The sequence below is a fragment of the Haloarcula sp. JP-Z28 genome (assembly GCF_011440255.1).
Classification (GTDB): Archaea; Halobacteriota; Halobacteria; order Halobacteriales; family Haloarculaceae; genus Haloarcula; species Haloarcula marismortui.
This window is the reverse complement of record NZ_JAAOHT010000012.1, coordinates 25022-48201: the sequence shown is the minus strand read 5'-3', so window position 1 is coordinate 48201 and position 23180 is coordinate 25022. Positions and strand designations below refer to the sequence as shown.

Below are 23180 nucleotides of genomic sequence, written 5' to 3'. Positions count from 1 at the left end.
AGCCCTACGCGACGATGATGTCGGACTCCGAGTCCTCTTCGGTCTCGGTCTCCGACGCGGCCTCGGCCTCCTCCCTGTTATCAATCTCGTTGGTATCCTCAGTGTTAGGTGTGTCGGCCTCCGTCGAGGTGGCGGCCGATTCCTCCGAGTCGGGCTCGTCAGCGCTGAATCCGTTGTCCTCATCGACGCTGGCTTCGAGTTCCCGGATACGGACCTTACATTCGACGAGTTCGTCGGTCAGTCCCTCGACCGACGCTTCCAGTTCTCTGACGCGCGTTTCGAGTTCCTCGACTCGGTTGCCGCACATATCCGTAACCCAGCCATTGTGGACACTTATACCTACGTCAGACATTGGCAGTCCGAGTGATACATTATGCAGAGTTGACGGGAGACGCAGGGCACGGACAGTACGCCTGTGTCACGGTGAGTAGCGCTTCCGGAGGTACGCCGAAATTTCGTCGACGTGGTCGGCGCCGAACGACCAGTAGCCGCGCCACTGGCTCGGTCCGGTCCGTTCAGCGAGGAGGACTCCCTTCATATCGGCGGTACAGTCAGTGTTGACGACGAACCAAGACTCCCGGAGCTCGTCACGCGGTTCAGTATGGATAGTAGGGTCCTCGGATAGTTCGGGGACACGGTCCGGAAGGCCGTACAGGTGCAGGTCGGTATCGCTGTCGGCCAGTCGGTCATACACGCGTCGGGTCCCGCGCTCGTCGTCGATCCGGGAGAGGTACTGAAACCCCGCGTGGAGCGTGTTATCGTCGGATTGCCACCCAAGCGACTCGATGTACCGCGAGAGTTCGATGAGCAGCATCTTCCGCTTGCCCGTGACAGTAAAGGGGACCTCGTCGAGGTGCAACAGCGCCGCCGGCGTGTCGACCTCGTCCAGAGACCGCGTTCCCGTGACATACAGGTCGGAGTTGACGAGCAATACGCACGCGCCGACCGCACTGATCGACGAGACGGCCAGCTCCGTGCCGTCGGCGTCCCTGACGACGACGGCGTTTTCGGGGGATTCTGGCGACATCTCGCCAGCCTGAACCTCGACGGCCGGCGAGTCAACCATCCGCCTGAGCATCCGCACTAGCGGCTCGGGTTCATCGTCGTTAAACACCGTGAGCGTCCGCCGAGCTAACGGAACCGTATCGATGAACGCCGATATCGTCACACTGCCACACATTTGATTCTCCGTATTGAAAGTGGCGGGGCCGTTATCGAGAGTGAATACAGGTCTGGCTGGGGAGTTGCTGCGGATGGGGTCGTTAGCCTTTAGCCACGCGCCACCGAATCCCGGACAATGACTGCGCAAGCGTCCGAAGCCCGCGAACTCGCGGCCGTCATCGGGCTGGAGGTCCACGTCCAGCTTGAGACGGAGACGAAGATATTCTGTGGCTGTTCGACCGACGTGGCCGATGCCGAACCCAACACCCACACCTGCCCGGTGTGTCTGGGCCTTCCCGGCGCGCTCCCGGTGGTCAACGAGGGAGCGGTTGAGGCCGCCGTGAAGGTCGGCAAGGCTATCGATGCCGACATCCCGGCGGAGACCACCTTCCACCGGAAGAACTACTACTACCCCGACCTCCCGAAAAACTTCCAGATAACGCAGTACGACTCGCCGATCTGTCAGAACGGGGAACTCGAATTCTCCGTCGAGAGCGAGCGCCGCAGCGTCGACATCCGCCGGGCACACCTCGAAGAGGACCCCGGCTCGATCAAACACGTCCGTGAGGGCTCGGGCCCGCTGGAATCCCGCACCTGCTCCATTGAACGCGCGGATTACACGCTCATCGACTACAACCGCGCCGGAACGCCGCTGATGGAGATCGTCACGGAACCGGACTTCCGTGCGCCGGGCGAGGTCCGGTCGTTCCTCGAAAAACTCGAAGAAGTGCTTGAGTATCTGGGCGTGTTCGATGCGACGCGGGATGGCAGTCTCCGCATCGACGCGAACCTCTCAATGGTCGACGCCAGCGAAGTTGGCGAAGACGGCGACATCGACAAGTCCGTCCTCGAAGACGCCAACCGCACCGAGGTCAAGAACATCTCAAGCCACAAGGGCGCGGAACAGGCGCTCTCCTTCGAAGCGTCGCGCCAGCGAAAACTCATCCAGTCAGGGCGCGCCGTCGAACAGGAGACCCGTCACTTCAACGAAACGCACGGCAACACGGTGTCGATGCGCTCGAAGGAGGAGGAGAAGGACTACCGCTACTTCCGGGAGGCCGACCTGCCGCCGCTTCGAGTTAGCCACTGGAAAGACGAGGTGCCGATTCCGGAACTCCCCGACGCCCGCCGCGAGCGGTTCGTCGAGGAGTACGGGCTCAGCGAGGAAGCCGCCTCGAAGCTCACGAGCACGAAACAGGTCGCGGATTTCTTCGAGGACGTGGCCGAGCGCTTCGACGCCAACCTGGCCGCGACGTGGGTCGCCGACAACCTGCTTGGCGAACTGAACTACCGCGACATGGCCATCACCGACATTGACGACCGCTTCGATGAGGTGACCCAGCTCGTGGCACTCGTCGCCGAGGACGAAATCACGGCCAAAAACGCCCATGAGACTGTGCTCCGAGAGATGCTCGATACGGGCGACGACCCCGACACCGTCGTTGACCGCGAGGGACTGGGCAAGACCTCCGGCGACGAGGTCCAACAGGCTGTCGTGGAAGCTATCGACGAGAATCCCGACGCCGTTGAAGACTACCACAGCGGCGAGGGCGGCGCAATCAACTTCCTCGTCGGACAGGTCATGGAAAAAACCGGCGGGAGCGCTGACCCCGGTGACGTGAATGGGTTGCTGCGCGAGGAACTGGAGAGCTAAGATAGCGTCCTACTCGGCCTGATGGTGCAGTGGCGAGCCTGAATTGCTGCAGTCATCGCTGTGGCCAGTTGTCCGGCAGTTCATCGGCGTGGTTCTCAAGCAGTTCGAGCATCGGTTCTATTTCGTCGAATCGCTGGCCTCGTGATACCTCATCGGCCGCTCGGTCCCAGTTGATGTACGCTAAACTGGCCAGACGGGGTAAGTCATCGTGACGGAGTTCAGTTTCAGTACTCTGAGCGCCGACACTTCTTGGCAGAAAGTCGACAATCTGCCGTGGACTATCCTGCTTCAGCATGAACAGAATCATTCGACGACGGCGGGTAAACAATGCCTCAAACACCCGGTCCATCCCTGTGTCCCATATCACGTCCGGGATAGAAGTTTCCATCCAATAACAAGAGACACACTACTGATAATAAATGTCAGGGTACCGCCGTTCCCTTGCCGAGTCGGTCCTAAACTCTATAGGCGTGGTTACCGTATAAGGCTATCCTACTGTCCAGTACGCTGAGCTGCGCGCTACGATTCGCTCGACGTGCTTGACTCGACGCTGTCACGTCGCTCGCCCGGCATAATCGCAGGGTCTTTCCACAGCAGTGTGACGAGTATCGCAGCGGCGAGCGCTTCGAGGGTTTTGACCGCGGACTCGGTCGGCTCGGTGTTGAAATGGTCCAGTATCAGCAGGGCAGTGCTCCCGCCGTGGTGGCCGCCGCTCCCGGACGACGGCGCGGAGAACCCATCCACGAGGAAGGCACCGTGGCCGGTGGCGTGCCAGAACACCCACGCGGCAATGGATGCGACCATGAGGAGCGTCCCGGCGATATAGGCGTTCCGCAGGCCGATGACGCCCCGTGTAACGAGATACGGGCCGGCGAGCAACACCGCGGCGAAGGCGACGAACAGGAACGGGCGAGGGTCCGGCGGGAGCCCCCGGCCGAACAGTCCCTCTATTGCTTGCGCGTAGATGATGCTTCGCGGGAGTCCCCACCAGAGGTGAAACGCCGCCGTCGCAAAGACGAGTGCGGCGGCGGTTACGCGGAGGAGTTTGGTCGTCCGGCGATCCATACCGGCAGTCGGGGAGGCAGTGGCAAGAGTGCGTCGAAGTGATGAGTGGTGCCACAGCTGCCCACTTGCGTTGGACCGCTGCCGAATTGATAATGGGGCTACCTCCGCGCGAGCGCGAGCGGCCCCGCAAGCGCCCGCACACCCGCGCTGTCGCCTGATTTTCCCGAAAGCCTTTAGAACAACTGACTCCGTACCGACGGGTAATGACAGAGACAGGTGGTGTCCGATGAGGCTGATTATCACCGAGAAGGACAACGCCGCTCGCCGCATCGCGGAGATCCTCTCAGAAGGGGGCGCGTCCGCGAATCGGCGAAACGGCGTCAACGTCTATCGGTGGGGAAACACCCGCGTCGTTGGTCTCTCCGGGCACGTTGTCGGCGTCGACTTCCCCGAGGAGTACAACGACTGGCGCGACGTAGAGCCAGTCGAACTCATCGACGCCGACGTGACGAAAGAACCCACGCAAGAGAACATCGTCACCACGCTGAAGCAACTGGCACGCGAGGCCGACGAGGCCACCATTGCGACTGACTACGACCGCGAGGGGGAACTCATCGGCAAGGAGGCCTACGAGCTCATCCGTGAGGAAACCGACGCGCCCGTCGACCGCGTGCGCTTCTCTTCGATCACCGAGCGAGAGGTCCGCGACGCCTTCGCAAACCCCGACGACATCGACTTCGACCTGGCGGCTGCAGGCGAGGCGCGTCAGATTATCGACCTCGTGTGGGGCGCAGCACTCACTCGTTTTCTCTCGCTGTCGGCCCGGCAACTGGGCGACGACTTCATCTCTGTGGGCCGAGTCCAGTCGCCGACGCTGAAACTCATTGTCGACCGCGAGCGCGAGATTCAGGCTTTCGACCCAGAGGACTACTGGGAGATCTTCGCCGACCTCCAGAAGAACGGCTCGGGGTTCGAGGCCCAGTACTTCTACGATGACGACGGGAAAGAGGCAGAACGGGTCTGGGTCGAGGACGACGCCGACGACGCCTACGCCGACCTGACGAACGTCGACGCGGCGACGGTGACGAGCGTCCGCCGCCGGACCCGCACCGACAGCCCGCCGACGCCGTTCAACACCACCGCCTTCATCTCCGCTGCGAGTTCACTGGGCTACTCCGCCCAGCAGGCGATGTCAATCGCCGAGGAGCTGTACACCACCGGTTACATCACCTACCCCCGAACGGACAACACGGTCTACCCGGACGACCTCGAAGAAGATGCCCTGCTCGATGAGTTCGTCGGGGCCGGACACTTCGGCGAGGACGCCGAGAAGCTGCTGGAGCAAGACGACATCACCGCCACAGAGGGCGACGAGGAGACCACCGACCACCCACCCATCCACCCAACCGGCGAGATTCCGCCGAAGGCCGACCTCTCGGACGACGAGTGGGAAATCTACGAACTGGTCGTCCGGCGCTTCTTCGCGACGGTCGCCGAGGCCGCCACGTGGGAGCACCTCCGTGTCGTCGCCGACGCCGGCGGCCGCTCGCTGAAAGCCAACGGCAAGCGCCTCGTCGAGCCGGGCTACCACGAGGTGTACCCCTACTCCAGCGCCAGCGAGAACCACGTCCCTGACGTGGAGGAAGGCGAAGAACTGGCCATCTCCGAGGTGCGGATGGAGGCCAAGCAGACCCAGCCGCCGCGTCGCTACGGCCAGTCGCGGCTCATCCAGACGATGGAGGACAAAGGGCTTGGGACGAAATGCCTCACAGCGGACAGTGACGTACTTGTCAGGTCTGAAAACGGAGATATCGAGCGACAGACAGTCGACTCGCTCTTTAGCGACGGACAGGTCGTCCTCGCTGACGGAGACACAGATATTGCGGTCAGTAAGGAGACACCGACGGTCCTTTCGCTTGACGAAGCGACTGAACGTGTCTCCGAACAGGAATCAACGCTCGTCAGTGAGCGGCCGTTGAGAGACGATGAGAGCGTTCGAACAATCGAAACCAGTCGCGGAGCGGTTACAGTTACCGACGACCACCCGATGTACATCCGGCAGGACGGCGAAGTCACAGTCCGTCCAGCGTCGGATATCGAGGCGGGAACCGACCTCGTCGCGGCTCGTAGACCGCCGGACACGATGGTCGAACCATCCGACGAAACGGTGCTTTCGTGGGAAACGTTCGCTGCGGACTGCGACAAGCACTCGAAGCTCTACGGCGTCGATTGCGGAACAGAACTCGCGGCACAACGAGCGGCGCGTGACGAGAGCCAGACTGCGTTTGCCGAGCGATACGGTTCCTACGGCTCTGCGGTTGGCAAATACGAACGCGGTGAAAAGGATGTCCCCGTCTGGTTGCTTGGCGAGTTGGATATCAGGCCGGACAGAATTCACGGGCTGAATTACGAGACGAGCTTCGAGAATCCATTCCCCTTGGAGTGGTCACCGGAACTGGCGCAGGTCATTGGCTGCCTCTTGGGTGACGGCTCGATACACCGCAACGACGATGAGAACGTCGTTGACGTGCGGTATCACAACACAGATGAGGCATTGATAGAGCGATTCGCTCGGGATATTGAACGACTATTCGATATCGAGCCGACCGTCACCGACCGTCCGGGACGAGAGTCACATCACAAGCGAAAGTGTCAGGTCGATGTTCAATCAGCGGTCGGGCGTGTCCTCGTGTGCGTGTTGGAGGCCGTAACTGAGAACGGAACGCCGGTGCTTCCGGACGCAGTTCGGCCAGCGTTCGTTGGTGCACTGTTCGACGATGAGGGTCACATTTCCCGAGAAGGGAAGGCCTTTATTTCAAACACGGACCACACGCTTCTGACAGGCGTTGGAGAAATGCTCGCGGAGATGGGTATTGAAACGAAACTGGCCCCCGACCAGCACAAACTCCACATTCGGGGGCGGCGGAACCTCGAGCAGTTCCTCGATAGAATACCCATTGCGTCTGACGAGAAGTTCTATCGAGGACTCGACGCGCTCGACGCGTACGACGTAACTACGAGGAAAGCGGAGCTACTGGAAGCGATTCGGCAGGAGCCGAAGACGAGTGCCGCGCTCGCCCAGACTCTCGGCGTCACCCGGGGCAGCGTAAACAAGTATCTCCGCGAACTGCGCGAGAGCGGTCACATCGAAAAACAAATTGAGGGGAGCAATCGAAGTCTAGACGAGAACAGAACTGTTCAGTATGTTGCAGCCGATTTCGAAGGGTCCGTATACGCGACACTCCGCGGCGAACCGTCGTCGGTCACCGTTGAAGATGTCGAGCGCCGCGAGTACGACGGTCCGGTGTACGACCTCACTGTCAGCGAGAACGCGCCAAACTTCGCCGTCAATGGCGGTGCAGTAGTTCACAACTCAACCCGTCACAACTCCATCGAGAAACTGTACGACCGCGGCTACATCGAGGGCGACCCGCCCCGGCCGACGACGCTGGCGATGGCCGTCGTCGAAGCCGCCGAGGAGTTCGCCGACCACGTCGTCAGCGACGAGATGACCGCCCAGCTAGAGGCTGACATGACCGCCATCGCCAACGGCGAGGCCACGCTCGACGACGTGGCCGATGAGTCCCGCGAGATGCTCAAGCGGGTGTTCGATGAGCTTCGCGATTCCCGCGAGGAAATCGGCGAGCACCTCCAGGAATCGCTGAAAGCCGACAAGACGCTCGGTCCCTGTCCGAAATGCGGCGAGGACATGCTGGTCCGGCGCTCGCGCCAGGGGTCGTACTTCGTCGGCTGTGACGGCTTCCCCGAGTGCCGTAACACGCTCCCGCTCCCGTCGACGGGCGAGCCGCAGGTGCTCGAAGACCACTGCGAGGAACACGACATGCACCACGTCAAGATGCTCGCCGGCCGGGACACGTTTGTCCACGGCTGTCCCCGCTGTGAGGCCGAGAAGGCCGACGAGAGCGAGGACGAGGTCATCGGGCCATGCCCGGAGTGTGGCTCGGAACACGACGGCGACCTCGCAATCAAACACCTCCGCTCGGGCTCCCGGCTGGTCGGCTGTACGCGCTACCCCGACTGTGACTACTCGCTGCCGCTGCCACGCAACGGCGACATCTCGGTGACCGAGGCGTTCTGCGAGGAACACGACCTGCCGGAGCTGGTCATCGACGCCGACAGTGACGACCCCTGGGAGCTTGGCTGTCCCATCTGTAACTACGAGGAGTATCAGGCCCGCACCGCCATCGAAGATCTGGAAGACCTGAACGGTATCGGCTCGGCGACCGCCGAAAAGCTCGGCGACGCCGGCGTCGACTCGCTGGCGGCGCTGCGGGAGGCCGACCCCGACATCGTCGCGACCGAGGTACAGGGCGTCAGCGCCACACAGGTCCGGGACTGGCAGGACGAACTGGAAGCCTGAGAGGGCCGCCGGTCAGTCAGCGACGAACGTCACGCCGTCACAGACCGGACACTCGACGGCGTCCGCGTTATCGGCTGTGACTGTGTCGACAGCACCGTAGACGACTGCGTGCGTTAGCGGCTCGGGTATCTGGCGCTCACAGAGCGGGCACTCAACGACGCCGGCTCGCAGTCGGTCTCGTTCGATGCTGTGGCCAGGAGTCATAACTGAAGGTGGGACGTGGAACTCGGGCCGTCGTCGTCATCAATACCGCCCTCGTGGGCGAACGTATAGTCGTCGTCCGTGAGGAACACGTCACCGTGGGTTTCCGAGACTTCGATACCTGGGAGCGTCGTCCCTGCGGCGTCGCCGTTGTCGCAGCCGCCGTCACAGGCGTCGAACAGTGAGCCGTGTCGGGGACAGATGAGCTGGTCGTCCCGCATCGGGACGCCCCGCCCGGTGTCGAACCGCTGTGCCTCGTGCGTACATCGGTTCACCCACGCCTCGACGCCGTCCTCGCAGGGAACGAGAACGACTTCTTCGAGGTCGCCGTAGGGGTCTTCGGCGGTGAACAGCCACGACCCGTCCTCGTGGACCGTCTCGACTGTCGTTAATCGCTGCACGACTGGCGCGTTAGGTTGCCGCCAGTATCAGCGTTACCGTGGGAGTAGAGCTATGAGTTCACTCGCCGGTCTCCGCGGCGATGAGACGCACCAGCGCAGTGACGAATACCTCGAACAGTCGCCAGACCAGCACACAGCTGACGACGAGCACGGCAAGGACGATGGCGACCAGCCAGAGGAGAAGGCCGTACTGCAACGCAGTGAGCAGTCCCGCCACCAGTCCGGCGACGAACCCGCCGACGAAGAGGCCGCCGGAAGCCTGAAGACAGCGGCGTTGCCAGCGGTCAAACGCCAGCGCGTCATCAGCCCCCAACAGCGATGGTAAGGCGAGACCGAGCCCGGCACCGCCCAGCGCGAGGATGAAGAAGACGCTGCCGAACAGATACGAGAGTCCGCGGACGAAGCCGTCGTCGGACGCCGACGCTGTCGGCATCGTCGAAAACGAGTACAGCACTGCCACCGTCACGACAGCACCCGTAAGAACGAGCACACCCCGGATGGCAGTGACGACGTACCGGCGTTTGTCCGCGGTCATTGTCTGACGATTGTAACATAGCCATCATAAATCTTCGGAGACGTATATATCCGGAGCCAATACCGGCCGGGCAGGACTGTCAGCGCGACCCACTGTGATGGGTGTATCCGAAGCGGTTATACGGCCACGCGCAAGTCTGGCTGGTATGAGCGACTGGGCGGACTGGGACCACATCGTGAAGATAGACCCCGACAAGACGCTGGTCGATGGAGAGACGTTCGAAGACGTCGCGGCGACGGGGACTGACGCCATCGAAGTCGGCGGGACCACCGGGATGACAGAGGAGAAGATGAAGCGGGTCGTCGACGCCTGCGGGAAACACGACATTCCCGTGTATATCGAGCCGTCCAACCCCGCGTCTGTCGTCCACAGCGACCGTCACGACGGCTATCTCGTGCCGGTCGTGATGAACGCTGGCGACGTAACCTGGATCACCGGCGCGCACAAGGAGTGGATACGTATCGACGACGAGATTGACTGGTCACGAACCTTCACCGAGGCCTACATCGTCATGAACCCGGAGGCGTCGGTGGCATCCTACACGCAGGCCAACTGCGACCTCGACGCGGACGACGTGGCCGCCTACGCCGAAGCCGCAGAACACTTGCTGGGACAGGAAATCGTCTACGTGGAGTACTCCGGGATGCTCGGCGACCCCGATATCGTCGCCGCCGCCGCGGACATCCTTGACAACGCGACGCTGTTCTATGGCGGTGGCATCCACGACTACGAATCCGCCCGCACGATGGCACAGCACGCGGATACCATCGTCGTCGGTGACCTCGTCCACGATGAAGGCGTCGATGCGGTGCGAGAGACGGTGAAGGGCGCGAAAGACGCGACGGCGACAGTCCGGTAGCTAGAACGCCAGCCGTTCGAGCAGCCGACCGACGACGCCGCCGGGGTGGCGTTTCGTGTCTACTTCCATCGACGCGTGGTTGCTATCTTGAATTGCCGACTGCGTGGTCCCGTTGTCGTTTGACGTACGGGCTGAAAGCCCACCGTTGCTTGCGTGGATCAGGAGCGTTCTGTCGTTGTCAGCCGCGTCCATCGCCGCTGAAAGGTCGTCTCGGTCGACGAAGGTCCGCTCTGTCGGCACGTCACAGAGATCCAGCAGGTCGTCGTGGTACGCTTCGAGTTGCTGGCGTTCCTCGGCGGACTGGCGCTCGTCGAGCGGGTAGAGGAACTGGAGGTCCGTCCCGGTTGCCGTCGCGACAGCGTTGCCGACGCGGACTTTCAGCGGGTCGTACGGGCCGCGGGTCGTGATCAGCGTGATCGTCTCCAGCGCGTCAAGCGGCTGTGCGTCGACGGCGATAGTGTCACAGTCGGCCTGTTTCCGGATGCGGTCGATACTGTCACCCAGTAGCGAGTCTTCGAACGACGCACCGCGTTCCACCAGCAGCACATCGACGCCACGCTCGTCGACAGCGTTGGCGACAGCCCGTTCGGGGTGGTGGCTGACAAGTTCGCCGTACTCGACCGGGACATCGAGGGCGGCCGCCAGCGTATCGGTCCGACACTCGAATTCGAGGTCGTCGTGAGACTGCACGCCGGAGGCGTAATCGAGGGGCTGCTGGTCGGGCACTTCGTCGAACTGGACGACAGAGAGACTGCTCCCGGTGGGCGAAAGCGCGGCCCCGACTTCCAGTAGTGTCGCTTCGCTCTGTCGCGAGGAGTCTTCGGGGAGCGCGACAAGCACGGAGGTCTCCGCCGTCTCATCGAGCGTCTCCTCGGTCCGGTCGAGCGCGCGGTCGCCGATACTCCGGCGGACGGATTCCTTGATCGCGCCCTCTCTGGTGACTCGCGGTCGGACGTAGCCCAGATACCAGACGACACTGGCGATGACAATGCCGACGGCCCCGACAATCGCAATAAGGCCCATCTGCGTTAGCAGGGCGAAACCGGTCAGGGTGCCGAATATCGGCGTCCACGGGTACAGCGGAACCTCGAAGGAGGGGTCGTAGTCGGGAGCGTCGCTCTCACGGAAGCCGATGAGCGCGACGTTGATGAGCGCGAACACAAGGATCTTGAACGCGCTCGCGAGCTTGGCGATTTCCAGAATCGGAACGAAGAGGATGAGGAGCAACATGACGCCGCCGGTCAGCGTGATGGCAGTCACCGGCGTGCCGAAGCGGTCGCTGACCGTACTGAGCAGGTCGGGCGCGAGCCCGTCACGACTCATGGCGAACGGGTAGCGCGACGAGGAGAGGATACCGGCGTTGGCCGTGCTGACCAGCGCCAGAATCGCCGCCAGAACGACGGCCGCGACGCCAGCGGTACCGAGCGTTGCCTCGGCTGCATCAGCGATGGGCGTCGTGCTCCCGGCGAGCTGGTCGAGCGGAATGACGCCGACGACGACGGCGACGACGAGTACGTACAGCAGCGTGGTGAAGGCGAGCGAGCCCAGCATCCCGAGCGGAATGACGCGGTCCGGGTCCTCGACCTCCTCGGCGATAGAGGCGATTTTCGTCACGCCAGCGAAGGAGACAAACACGAGGCCGGTCGCGGCGAAGATGCCTTCGACGCCGTACTCCCACATCCCGCCGTACGTCGCGGTGTTGACTGCCGGCCCGCCGCCGGCGACGAACCAGCCGATCGCCACGAGCATGACTGCGACGATGCCGATCTGGAGTCGTCCGGTCTGTTCCGCGCCGAGGATGTTGACGAGGATGAGGACGGCGGCGAGCGTGATTGCAACCGGGCGGATCGGCAGGTCGAAGAGAAGAACGAGGTACGGCACGCCACCGACGAGTGCGAGCGCGCCCTTAAACGAGAGCGAGAACCATGTGCCGAGGCCGGAGACGGTGCCAAGCAGCGGCCCCATTGACCGCTCGATATAGACGTATGTGCCGCCGGCCTCCGGCATGGCTGTCGCCATTTCGGCCTTGCTGAGTGCGGCAGGAAGCACAAGCACGCCCGCGAGCAGGTAGGCGGCAATGATGCCGGCTCCGGCGTCTTTCACCGCCAGCGCCGGCAAAATGAAGATGCCACTGCCGACCATCGCGCCGATAGATATCGCTACTACTGACAGCAGTCCGAGGTCGCGTTCCAGGTCCTTGGCCATTGTTACGCGGTTTCAGGCGTCTGAAGTGTCGTTGCAACAGCGCGTTCCAGTTCGGTCGCCAAGACCTGCGAGCTACAGACCACTTCGGAAGCGACCGACTCGAACGCTGGTCGATGCTGCGGGTCGTTGAGCACGACGACCACGGTTTCGACATCGAACTGCGTCCGAAGCAGTTGTGTCACAAGGAACGCCCCGTGGTCCGCCTGCATCGATATCAGGGCGATATCGGTCGTCTGGGCCCCAGCGTCCCGGAGAACAGCGCGCTCCCGCCCGTCACCGACTACCACGCGGGTGTCGTCGGGCGTTTGCCCGGCAACGCCGTCGTGGTCGGTGACGAGACAGACATTGGTGCTTCGGTCTAACGTCGTTACTACCTCAGACCCGACGTGCCGGTCGCTGATGACCAGTACCGACGGAGGGTCGATGTCGTCGTCCACTCGCTCGCGGAGTGCGGTAAGAGATATCATTGGGTTCGTAGCGGCCGGAGCGACCCGGCCGACACGCACCCATTGGTTCCGATAGCCGATAAATATCTAGGATGAAATTCCGATTCCGGACTATTATGATTATATAATCAATATTCGGAAGATTATATTAGCTAGTGTCTGCATCGGCATCGTCGTGCCCGAACTGGTGGAACGGCCGGGTGTACTCGTTCCGAATGAGGTCCTCGTCGACGACTTCCAGTCCGATATCGTTGAGGTCCCTTCCGATGCGGCTCAGGTCGTTTCCATCAGTTCCGACAACCTCGACGTGGACGTTGTCGGCCCCAGTCATGACTTCCCTGATGGCGACGACACCGGACACGTCGAGTGCCCGCTGTGCGACCTCCTCACGCTCGTGGATTGGAGCCGTACAGACAATGAGCGTATGGAGTTGATACCCCGCGGCCTCGTAATCGACATCGACATCGTAGCCGGCGATGACGCCAGCGTCTTCGAGCTTCGTGATGCGATTCCGAACAGTTCGTGCGGAGACGTCAAGCGATTCGGCTATCTCACTCGCTGACGTGTGTCTCGCATCCTGCTGGAGCGCGTAGATGATGTTCCGGTCCAAGTCGTCGATAGGGTACTCCGCGTCGGCCATGTCGATTGTTTCGGCGGCTACCAGTACAAAGGTTCAGGATATTGGACCGGACGCTGTGGTCTCGTCCGGCTGTTTTCGACACTCATCTGTGCCTCGCCAGCAGCGCGGAGGGAGTCGCTACGTGGGTTCGAGGCAGACGCCGCTGTGTCTCAGGGAAGCACCGACTGTTCGGTGAGTGTCACGGTTACCGATGGGTGGTATGCGACCCAGTCGGCATCCTCGCCTGTGCGGTAGGAGAGGGGAACTTCGTCAAAGTAGCCCTGCAGCGTGTACGTGCCGGCCCCTGAAACCCGCCGCCCAATGAGTTCGTACTGCCGCTCAATCGATTCAGCAGCCGCTAGCGTTCCAGTGAGTGGGGCGCCGTCTTTACTCGCCCCGCTTGGCCGTACCTCGACGGTATCTGCCTCCGTATACTCGTCAGCCAGCAGTAGAATGTCAGCAGACACCGACTCTCCCGCTAGAGCCAGTCCTAACACCCCGAGTGGCCAGACGCCGGTGTTCTTGATGATAACGTCCTGTGTCCCAGTGTTTCGGAGCGCTATGTTCAGCTGCCCGGGACTCTCGATTGTTATTTCTCGGTCGACCGGTGTCACATCGAGTCCCAGCGGGTGCGAATCATCCTCGGTTTCCACGCTGGAGATAGTGTACTCAGGATCGCCCAGGCAGCCGGCGAGTCCGGACAGCGCCGCTGTCGACACGGTCAGATACCGGCGGCGGTTCATGCGTCCACCTCCGTAGCATGGGCGGAGCCATCGGTCAGTGTCATGAAGATGTCCTCAACTGTCGCGTCTGAGGACAGGTCACAGGTGTCTCGGAGCGCCGGCAGGGTTCCTTCCACAATGAGGTCCCCCTCGTAGAGAATCCCGACGCGGTCACAGACCAGATCGACCTGACCGAGGACGTGACTGGAGAAGAATACTGTTGCACCACGTTCAGACTCGGTTTCGACGACATCCCGCACCAGCGCGACACCGTGGGGGTCAAGCCCGGTGAACGGCTCATCAAGAATCAACAGATCCGGCTGCCCGACAAGACTCATCGCGAGTGCCAACCGCTGTTCCATCCCCTGTGAGAACTCGCCAGCGGGTCTTTCAATAGCATCCACCAGTCCGACGCGCTCAAGCAGTGCTCGCGGGTCGTCGTCCGCACGCTTCGTATCAATCACCAGTTCGAGATGCCGCCGCGCGGATAGCGACTCGTAGGTCTCGAAACGGTCGGGACAGATACCAACGCGCTGATGACAGGCGACGACATCGTTCCACGGGTCGTGGCCGAGAACGCGCGCTGTCCCCGACGTTGGTTTGATGTAGTCCATCAGCAGATTGATCGTGGTCGACTTGCCAGCGCCGTTCGGGCCGAGGAAACCGTACACCTCGCCCTGTGCAACAGTCATGTTCAGTGCATCAAGCGCAACAGTCTCGCCGTACTGTTTCGAAAGCCCATCGGTCTCGATTGCCGGTGGCGTCACGCGAGGTCACCTCGGTTGAATCGATACCGGGCCAGTGCCAGCGGGACAACTCCCCAGAGAAGCAATACGACGAGAGCGATCGATTCGTGGAGATAGGCCGGGACTGGCTGTCCACTGAACGCTGCGTCGACGACGTACTCGTTGACCGAGTGCCCGGGATACAGTACCGTGGCGACTGACGTGTACTGGCCACCGGAGTTCGCCAGTCCGAGTATCCAGTTCGTGACAGTTCGGTACGCTCGACCCGGCGAAAACCGAAGGATAGCGAACAACAGGCCGTCAGCCGGCGGGCTGAGCGGATTCACTGCGTTCCCGGTCACAGCCGAGTAGAGACGGACACCGACGATTTTCCACCCCAGTGTCAGCAGCAGAAAGAACCCGCCAAAGAGCACGGCGGTTACACGGACTGTGCTGGTCGTCACTGCCGATGCCGCTGTTGCGATCGACACGAACACAGCGATGTACAGCACCGTCACCAGAAACACGCCGATGAAACGTAACGGGGAGAACAGACCAAACTTCACACCACCAATAACCCCAAGAACAACTGCTGAAAGGGCAAATGGCAGCACAGCGCCGACGCTCCGACCGACGACTTTGCCAATGAGGATATCAGTCCGTGTGAGGGGCAATCCAAGCAGGAATTTCAGACTGCCCGATGTGCGCTCCTGAATAATCGACCGATACGTCAGTAACAGCACACAGAGCGGAAGGAGGATAGACCCGGCTACCTGCACGAACCCGACTGTAACGTCCGGGCCAAGCAGATCCCAACTGATGTAGGTGGGACCGTATCCCCAGACGACGAGCAGGGGTGCAAGTATCCAGGTTCCTTTCGATTTGAGCAACGCAACTGCCTCTTTCCGTGCAAGGGGAAACCATCGGGGGAGGGCCATGTGGTCGGGTTTGAAAGTGTAGTATATAAAACACACTGTCAACTGCTGCTATGTTTAAACGAAAACGAGCTATCGCTCCGGTTGGGCCTGAAAGGCACTGGCGTCCCTGCTTAAGACCAACCGTGTTCTGAGAGTGCCCTACCCTCGCCTCGAAAGACTGTTCTTAAGTTGCGGCCACAAGAACGAACAGCCATGGAAAACCGAACCTACACGGCAGACGCAACGCCGGGTGACACGGTCACCGTCGCCGGCTGGGTCCACGAGATCCGAGACCTCGGTGGTATTGCCTTCCTTATCCTTCGAGACACCACCGGAAAGATACAGGTCAAATTCGAGAAAGACGAGATGGACGACGACCTCGTGGAGACGGGGCTGAACGTCCAGCGTGAATCGGTCATTTCGGTGACCGGTGCTGTCGAAGAGGAGCCACGCGCGCCGACCGGTGTCGAGGTCACACCGGAGTCCGTCGACGTGATTTCGGAAGCCGACCCCGAACTGCCGCTCGACCCGTCAGGGAAGGTCGACGCCGAACTGCCGACCCGCCTCGACAACCGCACGCTCGACCTCCGCAAGGACGAAGTGAAGGCCATCTTCGAGATCCGCGCTGAGGTCCTCCGGTCGGTCCGCGAGGCGTTCCGAGAGCTCAACTGCACGGAGATCAACACGCCGAAGATCGTCGCCACGGGGACCGAGGGCGGTACCGAGCTGTTCCCGATCACGTACTTCGGCCAGGAAGCGTTCATGAACCAGAGCCCGCAGCTGTTCAAGCAGCTGATGGTCGGCTCCGGCCTCGAACGCGTCTTCGAAATCGGCCCGATCTTCCGCGCCGAGGAGCACAACACGCCACGGCATCTCAACGAGGCGACCTCCATCGACTTCGAGTCGGCCTTCTACGACCACACCGAGGCGATGGACGCCTGCGAGCACGTCGTCCAGTCCGCCTACGAGGGCGTCGCCGAGAACTGTCAGGACGAACTGGAAGCGCTCGGGCTCGAAGACGAGTTCGCGGCCCCCGAGGGCGACTTCCCACGGCTCACCTACGAAGAGGCGCTCGACAAAATCAACGCCACCGGCGAACTCGACGAGCCGCTGGTGTGGGGCGACGACCTCTCGACGGAGGCCGAGCACGTCCTCGGGCAGGAAGTCGGCGAGCACTACTTCATCACGGACTGGCCCAGCGAGATCAAGCCGTTCTACATCAAGGACCACGACGACGATGAAGAGGTCTCGACCGGCTTCGACATGATGCACCCGTCGATGGAACTGGTCTCAGGCGGCCAGCGTGAGCACCGCTTCGACCACCTCGTCGAAGGATTCGAACAGCAAGGGCTGGACCCGGAAGCCTTCGAGTACTACACCAAGATGTTCAAGTACGGCATGCCGCCACACGCCGGCTGGGGCCTCGGCGGCGAGCGCCTCATCATGACGATGCTCGGGCTGGAGAACATCCGGGAAGCGGTGTTGTTCCCGCGAGACCGGCAGCGTCTGAGCCCGTAGGAAGCGAGGTTTTGACCGCAGGGAAGAACCTCGGTAACGCGAGCAGAGCGGGACCGAAGGTCCCGCAGGCAGTCGGGCGGTACCACCGCCCGACGACGGGGAGAAACGACCCGCGAGCGGCGAAGACCTGAGAGCCAGCGGGACGAGCGTAGTGAGTCCCGCAGGACCGACAGCAACTCTCGCCGTAGAAATCGAGGGTCTGACCCCGAGGAAGACCCTCGCCCTGTCTCGCAGTGATTCAACTTTGCCAAGCGTAGGGTGTTAAACGTGGACAGCCGCAGGGCTGCACACCGAGTTAGCACGAGGGCGGGGGCCGACCTGCCCCTGACTATGCGTTTGCCGCCGCCTGCTTCAGAATCTGAGGAGCGACCACAACTTCGAGGACAGCGATACCGAGTGCAACATACCGTATCGTTCCTTCAAGGAGGAGGAACGCGACAGCCGCGACGACCGTGGCGCTGACCAATGGGATACCGTAGCGAATGGCTGGATTTTCGAATGGGGAGGGCATACAGACTAGTCACTTGGGCAGCATAACTTATCTTTTCTGCATCTGCTACTGTACGGGCAGGGATAGAGAACGGCCAGAATACGGCCAAGGATACGCGAGCAGGAGGATACTGCCCACGTCTCGATGCGCTACTCAGTCGTCTGCGGGCGCAGCGCCGCCGGAGCCAATGCCCATCCCGGACCCTGAGACGGTGCCTTCGTTGGCGGCGACCCAGCGCAGGAGTAGGAAGGCGAAGACGTACTTTGCGAGGATGTCCAGCCCGGAGTAGCCCCACGAGGTGACGCCGACGCTCAGGAGGGCAACGCCCTCGGAGCCCAGCGCCCACAGAATCGGGTAGCCGAGCCAGAGCACCACAGTGAGAATCTTGAGCGTCCCGAATATCTCGCTAGTTCCGGCGGCCTCTGCGTCGGCCGGCCACTGGACGAGCAGGACGTACAGCACTGCGACGAAGAACGCACAGCTGATGCCGTAGAACACCCAGCGCAGCAGGTGCGAAGAGGTGATGAGCGCGGCGGCGAGGCCGGTCACACACATCCCGATGTCCATCGTGATTGCGGTGAACAGCGACGCAATGTCAGTGTCAGCCAGCAGGCCCAGCGCCAGGAGAATCATCGGTGTCGAGAACGTCCACGTCAGGTAGCGGCCCCACGGTGATAGGACCTCCTGTCCGGCGAGGGCGTGGCCCGGCGGCATCTGCAGAAACCCGACTGTCAGCCCGGAGGCTAGACCGGCATAGCTAGAAATCGAGACCAGCGGCACCAGCATCGTCGCGACCCAGATGAGTTTCGCGCGGGGCGACTCGAGGTCTCGACCCATCGCGACGAACAGGAGGATGACGACGCCCGCCAGCGCGATGTTCACCCAGATCGATGAATTCAGGAGGAAATTCGACTGTATCTCCTGTAACACGTCTGACTGTGTCGCCTGAAGCACTGTCGTTGCAGTGGTACTGGCAGCTGTCATGTACACTAATTACGAAGAGAACACTTAAAGACGCGTACCCAAACGGTATCGGTATCCGCTGTTAGATTCGGGTTTCGGAAGGACAAGACCAGTCCCGGACACGAGGCGGAATTACTGTGTTAAACTGTCTCATACTATGCCTATCCACTCGCGTCAGCGGCGGGCGGCTCACTCCGGGAACAGCTCTTCTTCACGCTCGATGGCTTCGATGCGCGCAATTTCGGCGTCGGTCAGTTCTAGGTCGGCAGCGGCGAGGTTGGCTTCGAGGTGGGACTGTGAGGACGCCTTTGGAATCGTGACGACGTTCTCGTAGCTGGTCACCCAGGCGATGCTGACGGCGGCCGGCGTCGTCTCGTGCTGGGCAGCGATGTTGAGGATGGTCGGTTCCTCGAACACGCGACCGCCGGCCAGTGGTGCGTACGCGACCAGTGGGTAGTCGTGTTTCTGTGCGTCAGTGAGCAGTGATTCGCGCCAGAACAGCGGATGGAACTCGACCTGATGTGCAGCAATCTTATCGAGGAACTCGCGCGCGTCAACCAACTGGTCCGGGTCGAAGTTCGAGAGCCCAACGTGCGCTGTCAGTCCCGCCTCGCGCACAGCCTCGACAGCGGGCAGGGTCGTTTCGGGGTCGTAGTCGCCACGTGGACGGTGGACGTACAGCAGGTCGACGGCGTCGAGGCCGAGCCGGTCGAGGCTCGCTTCCGTCGCTGGGCGGACAGCAGTTGCTTCAAGCGCGTCGATCCAGAGCTTCGTCGCGACAGTCAGATCGGCCCGGTCGGTGTCGGCGGCGGCGATGCCCGCGCCCACAGTGCTCTCGTTGTCGTAGATTTGAGCGGTATCAAGGTGGCGGTAGCCACAGTCAATGGCTGTCCGAACAACGGCTTCGTCCTCGATACCCATCGTACCGAGTCCGACCGGTGGAAGGTCCATGCATTCCAGTTGAACGCTGTGGTAAAAAATAGCCCGTCTCCACTAGTCCGTATCCCCCCAGATACGGCCTCTTGTCCCGTTAGAAGTCGGTCCGCTGTGTGACTGCCTGAGCGTGATCAGCCCACTTTTCGACGGTGGGCGACCCCCAGTACTTCACTGCGCCGCTTCGCTCGTCGTAGTCGATGAGTCCAATCCGGTGAAGCACTGGCAAGTGCTCCTCTTCGAGCTGTGTTCGAATAGTTGAGGGCGACGTGTCTGTTGCATCGACCGTGCTCGTGCCCTCCTGCTCCGATATTGCCGATGCTAGCACCGCAACGTTAGCGGTCGTCTGGTCACCGCTCGCGAAGTAGTGACAGACGGCACGGCGCCGCCAGTCAGCCAAGACCTCAAACACATCATCTACATCCGCTGTAGACAGCGACCTGTCCGACGGCGTCATCCCACTCCACTGGTCACTTCGTGGCCCAGCATTCCTTTGGTTGCTCATTTGTGCGCACTAAATTAACTACTGCCAGAATCATCAACCACACGCCTAGATTACTAGGTAATGACCAAGAAGCGTATGTGAATTACTTACCAGTATAATTGTACTCACTACTAGCTATCAAAAATAGCGTCAATGAGGTTCCGTTCTGCTCGCCGGAGATGCTGGAGGAGTGTCGATGAAGCGATATCGAGCGTGGCCGCAAGTTGCTCAGCGTTCGTGTCTCGTGGCCAGGCGTAGTACCCGGCCAGAAATGCCGTGCGAAGGACTTCTTGCTGGCGATCAGTCAAGTGGTCACGCGGGTCCGATTCAGCGTCGAGTATGTCGTTTGGCTGTTTACACTCTTGTTTTGCCGTCAGCGCAAAATCAGGTGTACAGACAGCGAGTGCCTCCTGTATCGTGCGAGAATCAGCGCCCAGTGGTGCCTCGACAGTTATCGAAAGCGTCCCACCCTCTGCGACCAGCGTTCGGCGGCGGGCGCCGACATCAAGCAGGAGCGACTGGATGGTTTCCGTCACCTGCAGTTCGAGAATACCACCGTCGTCATCTGTGCGAACAACCCGCGAGTCGAGAATGTCCTCGTGAGAGCGAAGTTGCTCTGAGACTGCATCAGCCGGCCCCCCATCGACAGAAAGGTACAGGAGGTGGGTCGGGTCGATATCGACGGACCCGACAGCCTCGATTCGGCACCCGTATGCGTTCGCTACCGAGATGAGGGGCGTATCAGCGTTTCGCGATTCGAATGTCAGTTCGAGGATCCTGTCGTGGGAGAGCAGCCGCCGGTTCTGAACAGCCATAAACGCGAAGCCGAGCATCTCGCCGAGGACGGCGAAACTCTCTGCGACACGTGCCGTGAATCCATCCTGCTGGTCGGTACACACGCACAAGACTCCGTGGACGATGTCGCCATGAACGATTGGAATCGCCGCAATAGAGCGGGTTCCCCGGTCACCCTCGGTATCTTCCCACGACGTGGATTCGGTCCCGCTTTCGACGGTCGTCGTCTGAATCGTTCCCGTCCGAAGCGCCGTTTCACCCGGACCAGGGTCGGTCTGATCGGCACTGGTAATGCTATCGAGACACTCCTCGTCGTCGCCGGCGACCGCCTGTGGAGTGAGATTGCCGTTGCCTCCAGATCGCTCACCGATCCAGGCCAGATCCCACAGCTCAGACTCGACAATCCGGTCACACACTGTCTCGGCGAGTTCGTCCTGAGTCGTTGTCGTTCCCAGCGCACGGATGAGATCCTGAACCAGAACGTTAACTCGGTCAAGCGTTACCAGCTCGTCACGCTGTCGTTCGATTGCGTGCTGACGTTTCCGCTCTTGGGTGATATCTTGGTGAATTCCGACAGCCCGGATCGCCTCGCCGTCGTCGTTCCACTCAAACACCTTGCCGAGGTCACGAATCCATCGCCAGTCCCCGTCTTTCGTCCGCATTCTGAATTCACACTGGTACAGCTCGGTTTCGCCAGTCTTCAGCTTCCCGAGCGCCTGTTCCGCTCGGTCGAGGTCGTCTGGATGGACGAGATCGGCCCACGACTCGTAGTGTGGCTCCAGTTCATCCTTGCTGTAGCCGAGCATTCCGGTCCAGCGCTCATCGAAGGTGACGTCGTTCGTTTTCGGGTTCCAGTCCCAGACGCCGAGTTCGGCACCCTTGAGCGCAAAGTTAAATCGCTCCATCATCTCCTGATACTCTCGCTCACGGCGCTTTCGCTCCGTAACGTCTCGGGCGACGCCGATGACTCCGTTGTAGTTGCCGGCTTCGTCGTGAGTCAACGTGTGGTTGAACGAGAGTTCTCGCTCGGTGCCATCCTTTCGTCGAAATGCCAGGTCGACGGTCGTGCTCTCCTGCTCAGGTGCTTCGAGTAACTCTTCGACGGCCGCCTGTCCCTTCGGGAATTCACCGGGTGCGAGGACTTCCAAAATGTGTGTCCCGCACAGTTTGCCCGGCTCGTACCCGAGAGTCGCCGCGAACGAATCGTTACAGAAGTCGATGACACCACGTTCATCGATCGTGTAGAGCCCGTCCTGTGCCCGTTCGACGAGGAGATCAAGGAGCGCCGTGCGAGCGTCACGCCGAGCGGTCTCGGTGATGTCTCGTAGCAGAACGAGCGTGAGCCCACCCGTGGCGTCCGGCAGTTCGTACCCGTGCCGGAGGAGATACTGGTCGTGGTCCGTGCCGGAGACCCCGAGGGCAACCGGCTCGGTCGGGGAATCCCGGAGCCGCTGTAGCTGCCGACGGCCGCTGGGCGTGTCGGGCAGTGCCCTATCCATGGCGTCGTAGAAGTCCTCGACCCGGCAGGTCTCGTCGAGGCCGGAGACAAATGCCGACACCGCTTCGCTTGACCACTGTACTGTCCCATCATCCGCCAGCAGAACAGCGATTTCGTTCGCTTCAGCACGCGATTCAATTCCGGACACTGCATCCCGCAGCGCGGACTCGGTCCGGTCGACTGGGGCTGAGACGACGCTAACGATCTTCTCCGCCAGCAGCAGCGGCTGTCCGTCCGCCTGTTTCGTGACGACCGTCTCCGCGTCGTCGAAGACAGGCGCAACGCTGTCCGGCGCAGTGGTGTCGGTGTAGAGGACGACCGGGTAGCGGTCGTTCGACACCAGTGCAGCCGGGATATCACCCAGCCCAGTCGGGTCGAGGACGAGACAGGAGACATCCGTCGATGCGGCGGCTTCGAGCGCGGCATCTGTCGTTGCCACGCTCGTCACCGTTATTTCGGTGTGGTGGTCCGTCAGCCTCTCATGTATCTGCTTTCGTGCCGTCGCGTCGGAATCGAGATACACGACTTCAATTTCTCGGCTGGCAGCACCGGTCTGTCTCGCTCCCGCAAACGCGATGTCGTCGAGGTCGTTTCTAATCATCACCCTGGTATGCTGTTCAATCACGTTACTGCGGCGTAATAACTGTTCTGCGGCGACAGTGGTTGCC

22 protein-coding genes are annotated in these 23180 nt (G+C 61.5%); 4 read left to right on the top strand and 18 right to left on the bottom strand.

What is annotated here, in order from left to right:
* Positions 1–4 precede the first annotated feature (4 nt).
* On the bottom strand, positions 5–307 hold the full coding sequence (locus tag G9463_RS07310; protein WP_004957526.1) for a hypothetical protein: 303 nt from the start codon (positions 305–307) through the stop codon (positions 5–7).
* A 111-nt stretch (positions 308–418) separates the two neighbouring features.
* Positions 419–1168: a DICT sensory domain-containing protein gene (locus G9463_RS07305; protein WP_370457896.1), complete on the bottom strand. Its 750-nt coding sequence runs from the start codon at positions 1166–1168 to the stop codon at positions 419–421.
* Between the two features lie 129 nt (positions 1169–1297).
* On the opposite strand from G9463_RS07305, the gene gatB reads away from it, so the two are divergent.
* The gene (gene gatB / locus G9463_RS07300) at positions 1298–2815 is read left to right on the top strand and encodes an Asp-tRNA(Asn)/Glu-tRNA(Gln) amidotransferase subunit GatB (protein WP_165896353.1); all 1518 of its coding nucleotides are present in this window, start codon (positions 1298–1300) and stop codon (positions 2813–2815) included.
* 52 nt (positions 2816–2867) lie between these two features.
* On the opposite strand, the gene G9463_RS07295 is transcribed toward gatB, so the two are convergent.
* Both G9463_RS07295 and G9463_RS07290 read right to left on the bottom strand, forming a co-directional pair.
* Positions 2868–3164, bottom strand: a complete 297-nt coding sequence (locus G9463_RS07295; RefSeq protein ID WP_004957532.1) for a hypothetical protein — start codon at positions 3162–3164, stop codon at positions 2868–2870.
* 170 nt (positions 3165–3334) lie between these two features.
* The gene (locus G9463_RS07290; RefSeq protein WP_165896352.1) at positions 3335–3880 is read right to left on the bottom strand and encodes a hypothetical protein; all 546 of its coding nucleotides are present in this window, start codon (positions 3878–3880) and stop codon (positions 3335–3337) included.
* Between the two features lie 226 nt (positions 3881–4106).
* Between G9463_RS07290 and G9463_RS07285 the strand changes: the two genes are divergently transcribed.
* Entirely contained in the window at positions 4107–8201 is a 4095-nt protein-coding gene (locus G9463_RS07285; RefSeq protein ID WP_165896351.1) for a DNA topoisomerase I, read from the top strand.
* A 12-nt stretch (positions 8202–8213) separates the two neighbouring features.
* Here the strand turns inward: G9463_RS07285 and G9463_RS07280 are convergent, their stop codons facing one another.
* From G9463_RS07280 to G9463_RS07270, 3 genes are read right to left on the bottom strand one after another with little or no spacing between them, the layout of a single operon-like run.
* Positions 8214–8405, bottom strand: a complete 192-nt coding sequence (locus G9463_RS07280) for a hypothetical protein (protein ID WP_121303464.1) — start codon at positions 8403–8405, stop codon at positions 8214–8216.
* Positions 8402–8803 (bottom strand): Rieske 2Fe-2S domain-containing protein, encoded by a 402-nt coding sequence (locus G9463_RS07275; protein ID WP_127014406.1) that lies wholly within the window; start codon positions 8801–8803, stop codon positions 8402–8404. Before G9463_RS07275 ends, G9463_RS07280 begins: the two co-directional genes overlap by 4 nt.
* Positions 8804–8861: 58 nt before the next feature.
* Complete coding sequence (locus tag G9463_RS07270) at positions 8862–9338, bottom strand: hypothetical protein (protein ID WP_004957546.1); 477 nt, start codon at positions 9336–9338, stop codon at positions 8862–8864.
* 145 nt (positions 9339–9483) lie between these two features.
* Between G9463_RS07270 and G9463_RS07265 the strand changes: the two genes are divergently transcribed.
* Entirely contained in the window at positions 9484–10197 is a 714-nt protein-coding gene (locus G9463_RS07265) for a phosphoglycerol geranylgeranyltransferase (RefSeq protein ID WP_007187676.1), read from the top strand.
* Here the strand turns inward: G9463_RS07265 and G9463_RS07260 are convergent, their stop codons facing one another.
* The 6 genes from G9463_RS07260 to G9463_RS07235 all read right to left on the bottom strand — a co-directional run bounded on the left by G9463_RS07260 (position 10198) and on the right by G9463_RS07235 (position 15852).
* Positions 10198–12402: an amino acid permease gene (locus tag G9463_RS07260; RefSeq protein ID WP_165896350.1), complete on the bottom strand. Its 2205-nt coding sequence runs from the start codon at positions 12400–12402 to the stop codon at positions 10198–10200.
* 2 nt (positions 12403–12404) lie between these two features.
* A complete protein-coding gene (locus tag G9463_RS07255; RefSeq protein WP_232508572.1) occupies positions 12405–12839 on the bottom strand; it encodes an NAD-binding protein in 435 nt (144 codons plus the stop codon).
* Positions 12840–12996: 157 nt separating this feature from the next.
* Positions 12997–13488, bottom strand: a complete 492-nt coding sequence (locus G9463_RS07250) for an Lrp/AsnC family transcriptional regulator (protein WP_004957559.1) — start codon at positions 13486–13488, stop codon at positions 12997–12999.
* 149 nt (positions 13489–13637) lie between these two features.
* The gene (locus tag G9463_RS07245; protein WP_127014404.1) at positions 13638–14210 is read right to left on the bottom strand and encodes a hypothetical protein; all 573 of its coding nucleotides are present in this window, start codon (positions 14208–14210) and stop codon (positions 13638–13640) included.
* Positions 14207–14956: an ABC transporter ATP-binding protein gene (locus G9463_RS07240; RefSeq protein WP_165896349.1), complete on the bottom strand. Its 750-nt coding sequence runs from the start codon at positions 14954–14956 to the stop codon at positions 14207–14209. Before G9463_RS07240 ends, G9463_RS07245 begins: the two co-directional genes overlap by 4 nt.
* Positions 14953–15852: an ABC transporter permease gene (locus G9463_RS07235; RefSeq protein ID WP_165896348.1), complete on the bottom strand. Its 900-nt coding sequence runs from the start codon at positions 15850–15852 to the stop codon at positions 14953–14955. Before G9463_RS07235 ends, G9463_RS07240 begins: the two co-directional genes overlap by 4 nt.
* A 192-nt stretch (positions 15853–16044) precedes the next feature.
* Between G9463_RS07235 and aspS the strand changes: the two genes are divergently transcribed.
* Positions 16045–17349, top strand: coding sequence for an aspartate--tRNA(Asn) ligase (gene aspS, locus G9463_RS07230; protein ID WP_165896347.1), 1305 nt, complete (start codon positions 16045–16047; stop codon positions 17347–17349).
* 328 nt (positions 17350–17677) lie between these two features.
* On the opposite strand, the gene G9463_RS07225 is transcribed toward aspS, so the two are convergent.
* The 5 genes from G9463_RS07225 to G9463_RS07205 all read right to left on the bottom strand — a co-directional run bounded on the left by G9463_RS07225 (position 17678) and on the right by G9463_RS07205 (position 23113).
* A complete protein-coding gene (locus tag G9463_RS07225) occupies positions 17678–17860 on the bottom strand; it encodes a hypothetical protein (RefSeq protein WP_004957574.1) in 183 nt (60 codons plus the stop codon).
* A 132-nt stretch (positions 17861–17992) separates the two neighbouring features.
* Positions 17993–18823, bottom strand: a complete 831-nt coding sequence (hop, locus tag G9463_RS07220) for a halorhodopsin (RefSeq protein WP_121303471.1) — start codon at positions 18821–18823, stop codon at positions 17993–17995.
* Between the two features lie 168 nt (positions 18824–18991).
* On the bottom strand, positions 18992–19753 hold the full coding sequence (locus G9463_RS07215; protein ID WP_004957578.1) for an aldo/keto reductase: 762 nt from the start codon (positions 19751–19753) through the stop codon (positions 18992–18994).
* A 79-nt stretch (positions 19754–19832) separates the two neighbouring features.
* The gene (locus tag G9463_RS07210) at positions 19833–20192 is read right to left on the bottom strand and encodes a helix-turn-helix transcriptional regulator (RefSeq protein WP_165896365.1); all 360 of its coding nucleotides are present in this window, start codon (positions 20190–20192) and stop codon (positions 19833–19835) included.
* A 158-nt stretch (positions 20193–20350) separates the two neighbouring features.
* The gene (locus G9463_RS07205; protein WP_165896346.1) at positions 20351–23113 is read right to left on the bottom strand and encodes a PAS domain S-box protein; all 2763 of its coding nucleotides are present in this window, start codon (positions 23111–23113) and stop codon (positions 20351–20353) included.
* Between the last annotated feature and the right edge of the window lie 67 nt (positions 23114–23180).